Origin of the sequence: Pseudomonas sp. DC1.2 (genome assembly GCF_034351645.1) — a bacterium.
In the GTDB taxonomy this organism is placed as follows: domain Bacteria; phylum Pseudomonadota; class Gammaproteobacteria; order Pseudomonadales; family Pseudomonadaceae; genus Aquipseudomonas.
This window is the reverse complement of record NZ_CP133782.1, coordinates 1835437-1847657: the sequence shown is the minus strand read 5'-3', so window position 1 is coordinate 1847657 and position 12221 is coordinate 1835437. Positions and strand designations below refer to the sequence as shown.

Genomic DNA, 12221 nt, shown 5'->3' with positions numbered 1-12221 from the left:
TAATTGATAAATAAATCAAATCAAACTGAAAACCTATAAATCTGCACACCCTGCATGAACGGCGGACAGAAAAAAACCCGCATTAGCGGGCTTTTCCGTGGTGACCTGGCGTTCAGCGTTCCAGATAACCGAATATGGCGCAGCGGACGGGACTCGAACCCGCGACCCCCGGCGTGACAGGCCGGTATTCTAACCGACTGAACTACCGCTGCGCGTAACACTGTAAGCGAATGGTGGGTGATGACGGGATCGAACCGCCGACCCTCTGCTTGTAAGGCAGATGCTCTCCCAGCTGAGCTAATCACCCTTCACTTTCGGTGTGGCGCGCATTCTACGTAGCGACCCCACCTCTGGCAAGCACTTTTTAAAATAATTTTTTCAGGCCTTCCAAAGGCTTAGCGAAGGGTTGGCCTATGACGCCGCGAAGAGAATAATGCCCAACTTTGTATAAAGGAGAGACTCACCCCATGTGGTTCAAAAACCTGCTTATCTATCGCCTGACCCAAGATCTGCCTTTTGATGCCGAGGCGCTGGAAACTGCACTGGCCACCAAACTGGCGCGTCCATGTGCAAGCCAGGAGTTGACCACTTACGGTTTCGTCGCGCCATTTGGCAAGGGCGAGGATGCTCCATTGGCGCACGTCAGCGGCGACTTCCTGCTGATTGCCGCCCGTAAAGAAGAACGCATTCTGCCGGGTAGCGTCGTGCGTGACGCAGTGAAGGAAAAGGTCGAAGAGATCGAAGCCGAGCAAATGCGTAAGGTCTACAAGAAGGAACGGGATCAGATCAAGGATGAAATCATCCAGGCCTTCCTGCCTCGCGCCTTTATCCGTCGCTCTTCGACTTTCGCCGCGATCGCGCCGAAACAAGGTCTGATTCTGGTCAACTCGGCCAGCCCGAAACGCGCCGAAGACCTGCTGTCGACCCTGCGTGAAGTCATCGGCTCGCTGCCAGTTCGTCCACTCGCCGTAAAAATGGCCCCGACCGCCACCATGACCGACTGGGTCAAAACCCAGAAAGCCGCCGACGACTTCTTTGTGCTGGACGAGTGCGAACTGCGCGATACCCACGAAGATGGCGGCATCGTGCGCTGCAAGCGGCAGGACCTGACCAGCGAAGAAATTCAACTGCACCTGAGCACCGGCAAAGTAGTCACGCAACTGTCGCTGGCCTGGCAGGACAAACTGTCGTTCATGCTCGACGACAAAATGACGGTCAAGCGCCTGAAGTTCGAAGACTTGCTGCAAGATCAGGCAGAACAGGACGGCGGTGACGAAGCCCTGGGCCAACTGGACGCCAGCTTCGCCCTGATGATGCTGACCTTCGGCGACTTCCTGCCGGCACTGATTGAAGCGCTGGGTGGGGAAGAGACGCCGCAAGGCATCTAATTCCTCCTGAAGTAACCGGATAGCTGTGGGAGCTCGCCTATCGGCGATAGCGGTGTATCAGATGGCTAAAAATATAGCCTGACACACCGCTATCGCCGGTAAGCCAGCTCCCACAGTGGTTTTTGTGGTGCTACTTGATAATAAGGATCAGGCCATGCGTGCATTGGCTGCATTAAGTCGTTTTGTCGGCAACACCTTTGCCTACTGGGTGCTGATTTTCGCGGTCGCGGCGTTCCTGCAACCGACGTGGTTCATTGGCCTCAAGGGCGCGATCGTGCCGCTGTTGGGACTGGTGATGTTCGGCATGGGCCTAACCCTCAAACTCGACGACTTCGCCGAAGTCGCTCGCCACCCGTGGCGCGTGGCCCTTGGCGTCGTTGCCCATTTCGTGATCATGCCCGGCATGGCGTGGTTGCTCTGCCAAGCGTTTCAACTGCCGCCTGAAATCGCCGTCGGCGTGATCCTGGTCGGTTGCTGCCCAAGCGGCACCTCGTCGAACGTGATGACCTGGCTGGCCCGTGGCGACCTGGCACTGTCGGTGGCCATCGCCGCCGTCACCACCCTCCTTGCCCCGTTGCTGACCCCGGCACTGATCTGGCTACTGGCTTCGGCCTGGCTGCCCGTCTCGTTCATGGAGTTGTTCTGGTCGATCCTGCAAGTAGTGCTGCTGCCCATCATCCTCGGCGTAGTCGCCCAGCGCTTGCTCGGCGAACGGGTTCGCCACGCGGTGGACGTTTTACCGCTGGTGTCCGTCGTGAGCATCGTGATCATTGTCGCGGCTGTCGTCGCGGCCAGTCAGGCCAAAATCGCCGAGTCCGGCCTGCTGATCATGGCGGTGGTGATGCTGCATAACAGCTTCGGCTATCTGCTGGGCTACTTCACTGGACGCCTGTTCAAGCTGCCACTGGCACAACGCAAATCTCTTGCGCTAGAAGTCGGCATGCAGAACTCCGGGTTGGGCGCGGCGCTGGCCAGTGCCCATTTTTCGCCGTTGGCCGCAGTACCCAGTGCGCTGTTCAGCGTCTGGCACAACATTTCCGGGGCACTGCTCTCGACCTATTTCCGGCGCATGAGCGAAAAACAAGATCGGGAAACAGCCGCCCGGCACGCCAGCGAACACTCCTGAAACTTGACCCCCAAGTTAATGATCGGCACTCTAGCGCGCAACGCGAGGACGACCTCGCGGCGCTATCGAGTGATTAATCTGGGGACGACCCCGCCTGTCGATGGAGGTCTCCCATGTCCTGGATCATTTTGTTTTTCGCCGGCCTGTTCGAAATTGGCTGGGCGGTGGGCCTGAAATATACCGATGGTTTCAGCCGCCCTATTCCCACCGCGCTAACCGTTGCAGCCATGGCGATCAGCCTCGGCTTGCTGGGGCTGGCGATGAAGGAGTTGCCGCTGGGCACCGCTTATGCAATCTGGACCGGAGTCGGTGCAGTCGGCACCGTGATTGCCGGAATCATATTGTTTGGTGAGTCCATGGCGCTGTTTCGACTGGCCAGCGTGGCGCTGATCATTGCCGGGCTAATCGGACTGAAGATCAGCACTTAGGGCGCTAACGCTTAGCGAGCCTGCTCACGCCCACAGGAGAACGTATTTCAAATGTGGGCGAGCCTGCTCGCGATGGGCGTCCGTCCTTTCAGCCACTACTTGACGGCGCCGCGCAACTCCGTGACCAGCGCTTGCAGAACCGCAGGCTCGGCCGCTTCAACCGCCACTGCCGGCCCAGCGATCAACGTCACTCGCGACCACAACCGGTGGAATAACCCCTTGTTCGGATCGCGACTGAAGAAACTCCCCCACAGCCCTTGCAGCGCCAACGGGATCACCGGCACGGGAGTCTCTTCGAGAATTCGCGTCAACCCACCCTTGAACGCGCTGATCTCGCCATCGGCGGTCAACTTGCCTTCCGGGAAGATACACACCAACTCGCCATCCTTCAGGTACTGGGCAATTCGCCGGAAGGCCTTCTCGTAGATCTGAATGTCCTCCTGACGTCCGGCGATAGGAATCGTCCCGGCAGTGCGGAAGATAAAATTCAGCACCGGCAGGTTGTAGATCTTGTAATACATCACAAAGCGAATCGGTCGCCGCACCGCCCCACCAATCAGCAAGGCATCGACAAACGACACGTGGTTGCACACCAGCAACGCAGCCCCCTCATCGGGAATCAGTTGCAGATTACGATGCTCCACGCGGTACATGGAGTGGCTAAGCAGCCAGATCATGAAGCGCATGCTGAACTCGGGAACGATGCTGAAAATGTAAGCGTTGACGCCGATGTTCAGCAGCGACACCACCAGAAACAGCTGGGGGATCGATAGTTTGACCATGCTGAGCAACACGATCGAAACAATCGCCGACACCACCATGAACAACGCATTGAGAATATTGTTGGCGGCGATCACCCGTGCTCGCTCGTTCTCAGCGGTTCGCGACTGGATCAGGGCATACAGCGGCACGATGTAGAAACCACCAAAAACCCCTAGGCCGAGGATGTCGCCCAGCACCAGCCAGGTGTGGCCAAACCCGAGCACTGCGAGCCAACCATGACCGGTCAAGCTGTCAGGGATTCCACCGGAATGCCACCACAGCAACAAACCGAACACTGTCAGACCGAACGAGCCGAACGGCACCAGACCGATCTCGACTTTGCGCCCAGACAATTTCTCGCAGAGCATTGAACCCAATGCGATACCGACGGAGAACACCGTAAGAATCAGCGTCACCACGGTTTCGTCACCGTGCATCCACTCTTTGGCATAGGCCGGAATCTGCGTCAGGTAAATCGCCCCGACAAACCAAAACCAAGAGTTACCGACGATTGAGCGCGACACCGCGGGCGTTTGCCCCAAGCCCAGCTTCAAGGTGGCCCAGGACTGACTGAAAATATTCCAGTTCAGCCGCATCTCGGGCGACGCAGCCGCCGCCCTTGGAATACTGCGGCTGGCCAGGTAACCGAGGACCGCTATGCCGATGATCGCAGTGGAGACCAGCGGTGCGTAATGCCCCGACGACATCATGATTCCGGCACCGATGGTTCCGGCAAGGATTGCCAGGAACGTGCCCATTTCCACCAGCCCGTTGCCGCCAACCAGTTCGTCTTCACGCAGGGCCTGGGGCAAAATCGAATACTTCACCGGACCGAACAGCGCCGAGTGGGTGCCCATGGCGAACAACGCCACGAGCATCAACGACAGGTGATCGAACATGAACCCGACCGCGCCCACCGCCATAATCGCGATTTCACCCAGCTTGATCAGCCGGATCAACGCATCCTTAGCGAACTTTTCCCCGAACTGCCCGGCCAGGGCCGAGAACAGAAAGAACGGCAGGATAAACAGCAGCGCACACAGGTTGACCCAGATCGAACGATCACCTTCGAGCGTCAGCTTGTACAGAATCGCGAGAATCAGCGACTGCTTGAAGATGTTGTCGTTGAAGGCCCCGAGGGACTGCGTGACGAAAAACGGCAGGAAGCGCCGGGTGCGAAGCAAGGTGAACTGTGAGGGGTGACTCATCTTCCATGTGTCCCTGAGTGGCCTGGATGCTGTTATTGGAATGTCGAACGTCGATCCAGGCCACACATTACCTAATCTTTGCGGTTTATTTCTTAAACTGTGCAATACACGGCGAGACAAATAACTCTCCGCGCCAGGCGCCCTGCACCGTCCGTTTTGCCACGATCAGCCACATCAACGACAGCAACGCCACCAGCACACACCCGAAAACACTGAAAAACGTCAGGTTCAAGGCGCTGGCCAGTTTCAGCGTGGCCAAGGAGTAAACGCCCAGCGGGAAAGTGAACCCCCACCAGCCGAGGTTGAACGGGATACCAGCACGCAAGTAACGCGCGGTAATCAGTACCGCCATCAGCATCCACCACAGCCCAAAGCCCCACAGGGTGATCCCGGCCACCAGCCCCAGGCCGGCGGCGATTTCACCGACGCCCGGCAAACCATTGGCGGCGAAGATAGCGGGCGCATCAGCGCCCAGCAGCAACATGCCCAGCGCGCCGGTACCAATCGGACCGAGGGCCAACCAGCTCGAAGCCGCCATGTTTTCATGAGGCAATTTATGCAGTGCCATGCGCAGCAACAGGATGGTCAAAATGCTGAACGCCACCGGCAGGGAAAAAGCCCAGAGCACATAGCTGGTGGTCAGTACCACCCATTGTGCATGGGCATCGGCCAAGTGCGGAGCGAGCAGACCACCGCTGGCCGCTGCCACTTCAGCCGCCACCACCGGCAACAGCCAGACCGCGGTCATTTGATCAATGCTGTGTTCTTGGCGAGTGAACATCATGTAGGGAATCAGTACACCGCAGGCCAGTGACATCACCACATCTACCCACCACAGCACTTCAGCGACATGAATCACGCCCTCCCCCCAACGCGGCAAGCCGAACAGCAGAAAACCATTAATGATGGTCGCCAACCCCATGGGGATCGTGCCGAAGAACATCGAAACAGTGGAGTGTCCGAAAATTCGCCGCGCCTCGTCGAAGAACAATACCCAGCGTGCGGTATAGAGCGCAGTGAACAGAACAAACAGCACGATATTGAACAACCACAGACCTTCGGCAACGACGTGCAGGCCTGGGATGGCGAGGGGCAACTGCGCCAGTGCGAGCGCCAGCACCCCGGTGCCCATGGTGGCGGCGAACCAGTTCGGGGTGAACTGACGAATGGCTTCACGCGGGCTGGTTAAATGACTAAAAGGCTTGATGCCAGGTTTGGCGGTGCTGGGGCATGTCATGGCGAACTCCTGTCCTCTAGTGAGGTAGAGCTCATGGTAGGTCCGAATCGAATATCTATATAACGGGTAATATCTCTAACTGTTATCTATTTAACCTATATAGGATCAGACGCTGCCTTCGCTCTCGACCACTAGAACCCTCGCCACCCCAAGCGGATGCGCTACATGTTCGGTGCCAATATCGGCAAAGAAGATGTCTCCCACAGCCAACATCACCTCTTTCTCCTGACCGGCCTCGCGATAACGCATCTGAACCTGCCCATCCAGCACGACGAAGACTTCCTGACCGTCATTGACGTGCCATTTGTAGGGTTGGTCAGTCCAGTGCAAGCGGGTGGTGATGCCATTCATATTGGCGATGTCCAGCGCGCCCCACGCACGGTCAGCGGTGAACGATTGGCTGCGAATAATTTTCATGAGTCGGTCCGTCGCAATTAAAAGCGTGGCCAAGACTAGCGATCATCGGACATCGACGCCACAGGCATTTACGCCACGCTGACGCCTCAATCCCAGCAGTGCCGCCAGCGCCAGCGCCATCAACACCGCGCCGTAACCATCAGTCGTCGCGACCAGCCCGAACGTCCGGGTCAGGCTGCCGGCCAATAGCGACGGCACGCAGAACGCCAGATAGCTCAGTACATAAAACGCCGCCATCAACCCGGCCCGCTCATGGGGCAAGGCCAGCGGCACAACGCTGCGCAACACTGCGAGAAAACCGGCGCCAAAACCACCCCCCGCCACCAGAGTCCCAACGAAAAATAGCGCCAAGCTCGCGCTGTGTACCCCAATAAGAATCAGCGCAACACCGCTGATCAGCAGGCCGGCGCCCAAACTCAAAACCTTGTCGGGCGACCGGTTGCGTAGGGTGTAGATCATCAACGCGCCCGCCACCGTCAACACAGCGACGGTCGCGCCGCCAATTAAATTCGACGTTGAGCCGGTAGCGGTCCTCACCAGTGAGGGCGCCAGGGAAGCGTAAAAACCACCGAGGGCCCACACCGCGACATTGATCGGCAGCACCCGCCACAATGTGCGGCGAACCTGCACGGGGACATGCAAGGTCGGGCGCAGCGAGGCCCAGGCGCCCGATTGCCGGCTGACGCTTTCCGGCAGGCGCCACACGTAAAGCGCCTGCATCACAAACAGCGCGAACAGCACCCAGTAGGTCAACTGCAATGGCAGTGGCGCAAATTCGGCCAGCAAACCGCTACCCATGGCGCCAAACGCCATCCCCAGCAACGGCGCCACACTGTTGACCAACGAACCTTGCTGGCGGTCGGTGTCCAGCAGCGCCGCGCTCAACACGGCCGTGGCCATGCCAGTGGCAAACCCCTGAACGACTCGCGCAGTGATCAGCCAGGCAACACTGTCGGCATTGATAAACAGCAACATCGCGAGCATGTTCAGTAATACGGAGGCGAAAATCACCGGCTTGCGCCCCAGATAATCGGAGAGCGAACCGACCGTCAGCAGAGCCGCCAGCAAGCTGATCGCGTACACACCGAAAATCAGGGTCAAGGTTGCGGCCGAAAACCGAAGGTGTTCCTGATACAGGTGATACAACGGCGTCGGTGCGGTGGAGGCGGCGAGGAAACTGAGTAGTGTCATCGCCAAAAAGCACAGGCGGGATCGACTCGAGAGGCAACTGAACATGGGGCACACTCCGCAAAAGCTAAATTTTAGCTTTTGCGAGTGTGCGACTAACTAACGCTTAAAGCAAATTCTTTGTGTTAAGGTCCGACGCCTGCGCTTCAGGTCCTGACATCCGTTATTGCTTCGCGGTGCAGGCAGGCGTTGTTCGTCAGTCATTTGAAAAAAACCACACGCCTCGCACCTTGGCCTGAGCCACCGCAGGCCCGGCGCGACAAAGGAACTCACTGATGACAGGTCCCACGTTACGACCCGGCGGCCGCAGTGCGCGGGTTCAGGATTCCATTCACTCGGCCGTCCGCGATCTTCTTCAAGAACAAGATCGCAGCACCGTGACCGTGCCCCAAATCGCCGCCCGCGCAGGCGTTACGCCGTCGACCATTTATCGGCGCTGGGGTGATTTGGCAGCGCTGCTGGCCGACGTGGCGCTCGCCCGCATGCGCCCGGACAACGAACCGGCTAACACCGGCACCCTGCACGGCGATGTGCGGGCCTGGGCCGAGCAATATCTGGACGAAATGAGTTCCGAGCCCGGTCGCCACATGATGCGTGACGTGCAATCCAGCGCCACACCGGGGTATTGCGTGGCAATCATTGGCGCACAGTTGCAGACGATTCTGGATCGTTATCCTGGCGAGCCGAAGCCTAGCGTTGATCACCTGATCAACGTAGTAGTGGCGCCAACGGTGTTTCGCATCCTGTTTTCGGCAGCGGCACTGGAGATTGATGAGTTGCATCGGTTGATCGAACTGGCGCTAAGAACGGAGATTAGCGCCAACGCCTAGCTGACATCGCCCGCTGCGACACCCCGCCACGCCGCGACCTTGGTCGACACTGACGAACCTTTGCCATCGTGCGAGACTGTCGGGCCGGGCGGGAGTCTCGGGCTTCTCTTTTGCCAGGAGTTTCCATGTCGCTGTCCAGCGGGCTGATCGCCGCCGTTGCCCTGGCCTATATGGCCATCATGTTCGCCATCGCCTTCTATGGCGACCGTCGCAGCAAGCCGTTGCCGCCGCGTGTGCGTGCGTGGGTCTATAGCCTGTCGCTGGCGGTGTATTGCACCAGTTGGACTTTTTTTGGCGCCGTTGGCCAGGCCGCCGAACAACTGTGGTCATTCCTGCCGATCTACCTGGGGCCCATCCTGCTGCTGGTCTGCGCGCCATGGGTGCTGCAAAAAATGGTGATGATCAGCAAACAGGAGAACATCACCTCCATCGCCGACTTTATCGCCGCGCGCTATGGCAAGTCGCAGTCGTTGGCGGTGGTGGTAGCGCTGATCTGCCTGGTGGGCGTTTTGCCCTACATCGCGCTGCAGCTCAAAGGCATTGTCCTGGGGGTCAACCTGTTGATCGGCGCCGGTGCAGATGCCATGGGCACGCGCGCCCAGGACACCGCGTTGATCGTGTCGCTGGTGCTGGCGCTGTTCACTATTGTCTTCGGCACGCGCAACCTCGATGCCACGGAACACCACCGCGGCATGGTGCTGGCGATTGCCTTTGAATCACTGGTCAAACTGTTCGCGTTTCTCGCGGTCGGCGCGTTCGTGACCTACGGCCTCTACGACGGTTTCGACGACCTGTTTGATCAGGCCATGCTCGCGCCACGCCTCGAAGAATATTGGAAAGAAACCATCAACTGGCCCTCCATGGTGGTGCAGACCGGCGTCGCGATGATGGCGATCATCTGCCTGCCTCGGCAGTTCCACGTCACCGTGGTTGAAAACATCGAGCCACAGGATTTGCGCCTGGCGAAATGGGTGTTCCCGGCCTACCTGGCGTTGGCGGCACTGTTTGTGGTCCCGATCGCGTTGGCGGGGCAGATGCTCCTGCCCGCCTCCGTGCTGCCCGACTCTTTCGTCATCAGCCTGCCGCTGGCGCAAGCCCACCCGGCCCTCGCACTGCTGGCGTTTATCGGAGGTGCCTCGGCAGCCACTGGCATGGTGATCGTGGCCAGCGTGGCGCTATCAACCATGGTGTCCAACGATATGTTGTTGCCGTGGCTGCTACGCCGTAACAACGCCGAGCGGCCATTCGAAGTGTTCCGCCAGTGGATGCTCTCGGTACGCCGGGTGAGCATCGTGGTGATTCTGCTGCTGGCCTATGTCAGTTATCGCCTGCTGGGCTCTACCGCAAGCCTGGCCACCATCGGCCAAATCGCCTTCGCCGCCGTGACGCAATTGGCACCGGCCATGCTCGGCGCGCTGTACTGGAAACAGGCCAACCGCCGGGGTGTATTTGCCGGCCTCGCGGCCGGGACATTCCTCTGGTTTTACACGCTGATTCTGCCGATTGCCGCCCGCAGTCTCGGCTGGTCTCTAAGCAGTTTTCCGGGCCTGGCCTGGCTGCACGGCAACCCGCTGCACCTGCCCATTACCCCACTGACCCAAGGCGTAGTGTTGTCGCTGGCGGGCAACTTCACCTTGTTCGCCTGGGTCTCGGTGCTCTCGCGCACGCGCGTCTCAGAGCACTGGCAGGCTGGGCGATTCATTGGCCAGGAAATCAGCGCCCGGCCCAGCGCCCGCTCAATGCTGGCGGTACAGATCGACGACTTACTGCAACTGGCCGCCCGCTTCGTCGGCGAAGAGCGCGCGCGCCAGAGCTTTATTCGATTCGCGTACCGCCAGGGCAAAGGCTTCAATCCTAACCAGAATGCCGATGGTGAATGGATCGCTCATACCGAACGGCTCCTGGCCGGCGTGCTGGGCGCATCTTCGACGCGCGCCGTGGTAAAAGCCGCAATTGAAGGTCGGGAAATGCAACTGGAGGATGTCGTCCGAATTGCCGATGAGGCCTCGGAAGTGTTGCAGTTCAACCGTGCATTGCTGCAAGGCGCCATCGAGAACATCACCCAAGGCATCAGCGTTGTGGATCAGTCGCTGAAACTGGTGGCCTGGAACCGCCGCTATCTGGAACTGTTCAACTACCCGGACGGCCTGATCAGCGTTGGCCGGCCGATTGCCGACATCATTCGCTACAACGCCGAGCGCGGGCTGTGCGGCCCTGGTGAGGCGGAAGTTCACGTCGCCCGTCGTCTGCACTGGATGCGCCAGGGGCGCGCCCACACCTCTGAACGCTTGTTCCCCAACGGTCGGGTGATCGAGCTGATCGGCAACCCGATGCCCGGCGGCGGTTTCGTCATGAGTTTTACCGACATCACCGCGTTTCGCGAGGCGGAGCAGGCGCTGACCGAAGCCAACGAAGGCCTCGAACAGCGAGTCACCGAGCGCACTCACGAACTGTCGCAGCTCAACGTGGCCCTGACCGAAGCCAAGGGCACCGCCGAGTCAGCCAACCAATCAAAAACGCGATTTCTGGCAGCGGTCAGTCACGACCTGATGCAACCGCTGAATGCCGCACGACTGTTCTCCGCCGCCCTCACCCATCAGGACGACGGTTTGTCGGTCGAGGCACAGAAGCTGGTGCAGCACCTGGACAGTTCATTGCGCTCAGCCGAGGACCTGATCAGCGATTTGCTGGACATTTCCCGCCTGGAAAACGGCAAGATCAACCCAGACCCGAAACCATTCGTACTCAACGAGCTGTTCGACATCCTCGGTGCGGAATTCAAGGCACAAGCTCAGGAACAGGGCCTGAAGTTTCGGCTGCGGGGCAGCACGCTGCGGATCGACAGCGACATCAAACTGTTGCGCCGGATCTTGCAGAACTTCCTCACCAACGCTTTTCGTTATGCCAAAGGTCCGGTGCTGCTGGGCGTTCGCAGGCGTCAGGGCGAGCTGTGCCTGGAAGTCTGGGACCGTGGCCCAGGGATTCCGGAAGATAAACAACAGGTCATTTTCGAGGAGTTCAAACGCCTCGACAGTCATCAGACCCGCGCCGAAAAAGGCTTGGGGCTGGGCTTGGCAATTGCCGATGGGTTGTGCCGGGTGCTAGGGCACACCTTGCGTGTGCGCTCCTGGCCAGGTCGTGGCAGTGTATTCAGTGTCAGCGTCCCCGTGGCCAAGTCGCAGACCGCCGCGCCCGCAAAGGTCGCCGAACTCAGCGGCACATTAATCACCGGCGCGCAGGTGCTGTGCGTCGACAACGAAGACAGCATCCTGATCGGCATGAACAGTTTGCTGACGCGATGGGGGTGCCAGGTCTGGACCGCACGCAATCGCCAGGAGTGCGCAGCGCTGCTCAGCGATGGCGTGCGGCCACAGTTGGCGCTGGTGGATTACCACCTGGACGACGGCGAAACCGGGACCGAGTTGATGGCGTGGTTGCGCACGACCTTGGGTGAGCCCGTACCGGGAGTGGTCATCAGTGCCGATGGACGACCGGAAACCGTGTCTCAGGTTCACGCGGCGGGGCTGGATTACCTGGCCAAACCGGTGAAACCAGCGGCGTTGCGCGCTCTACTTAGCCGGCATTTACCGCTGTAATACAGGCATGGCGAACCCAAATCCGGGGTAAGGGAGCCTAT

Annotated in this window: 9 protein-coding genes and 2 tRNA genes; 5 read left to right on the top strand and 6 right to left on the bottom strand. The window is 59.3% G+C overall.

What is annotated here, in order from left to right; translation table 11 throughout:
- Positions 1 to 135: 135 nt before the first annotated feature.
- Together RHM68_RS08405 and RHM68_RS08400 are read right to left on the bottom strand one after the other, a co-directional pair.
- A tRNA-Asp gene (locus RHM68_RS08405) sits at positions 136 to 212 on the bottom strand.
- A gap of 19 nt (positions 213 to 231) precedes the next feature.
- Positions 232 to 307: transfer RNA gene (locus tag RHM68_RS08400), tRNA-Val, on the bottom strand.
- 160 nt (positions 308 to 467) lie between these two features.
- Here RHM68_RS08400 and rdgC point away from each other — a divergent pair.
- The 3 genes from rdgC (at position 468) to sugE (ending at position 2942) form a co-directional block, all read left to right on the top strand.
- A complete protein-coding gene (rdgC, locus tag RHM68_RS08395) occupies positions 468 to 1388 on the top strand; it encodes a recombination-associated protein RdgC (protein ID WP_322221792.1) in 921 nt (306 codons plus the stop codon).
- Between the two features lie 154 nt (positions 1389 to 1542).
- Positions 1543 to 2514 (top strand): bile acid:sodium symporter family protein, encoded by a 972-nt coding sequence (locus RHM68_RS08390; protein WP_322221790.1) that lies wholly within the window; start codon positions 1543 to 1545, stop codon positions 2512 to 2514.
- 113 nt (positions 2515 to 2627) lie between these two features.
- Positions 2628 to 2942 (top strand): quaternary ammonium compound efflux SMR transporter SugE, encoded by a 315-nt coding sequence (gene sugE, locus RHM68_RS08385; protein ID WP_322221788.1) that lies wholly within the window; start codon positions 2628 to 2630, stop codon positions 2940 to 2942.
- Between the two features lie 95 nt (positions 2943 to 3037).
- Here the strand turns inward: sugE and RHM68_RS08380 are convergent, their stop codons facing one another.
- The 4 genes from RHM68_RS08380 to RHM68_RS08365 form a co-directional block, all read right to left on the bottom strand.
- On the bottom strand, positions 3038 to 4912 hold the full coding sequence (locus RHM68_RS08380) for an MFS transporter (protein ID WP_322221786.1): 1875 nt from the start codon (positions 4910 to 4912) through the stop codon (positions 3038 to 3040).
- Positions 4913 to 4997: 85 nt separating this feature from the next.
- Complete coding sequence (locus tag RHM68_RS08375; RefSeq protein WP_322221784.1) at positions 4998 to 6149, bottom strand: TDT family transporter; 1152 nt, start codon at positions 6147 to 6149, stop codon at positions 4998 to 5000.
- Positions 6150 to 6254: 105 nt separating this feature from the next.
- Positions 6255 to 6566, bottom strand: coding sequence for a cupin (locus RHM68_RS08370; protein ID WP_322221782.1), 312 nt, complete (start codon positions 6564 to 6566; stop codon positions 6255 to 6257).
- A gap of 42 nt (positions 6567 to 6608) precedes the next feature.
- Positions 6609 to 7802 (bottom strand): MFS transporter, encoded by a 1194-nt coding sequence (locus tag RHM68_RS08365; protein ID WP_322221780.1) that lies wholly within the window; start codon positions 7800 to 7802, stop codon positions 6609 to 6611.
- 227 nt (positions 7803 to 8029) lie between these two features.
- On the opposite strand from RHM68_RS08365, the gene RHM68_RS08360 reads away from it, so the two are divergent.
- Complete coding sequence (locus RHM68_RS08360; RefSeq protein ID WP_322221778.1) at positions 8030 to 8584, top strand: TetR/AcrR family transcriptional regulator; 555 nt, start codon at positions 8030 to 8032, stop codon at positions 8582 to 8584.
- Between the two features lie 125 nt (positions 8585 to 8709).
- Positions 8710 to 12180, top strand: coding sequence for a NahK/ErcS family hybrid sensor histidine kinase/response regulator (locus tag RHM68_RS08355; protein ID WP_322221776.1), 3471 nt, complete (start codon positions 8710 to 8712; stop codon positions 12178 to 12180).
- Positions 12181 to 12221 lie beyond the last annotated feature (41 nt).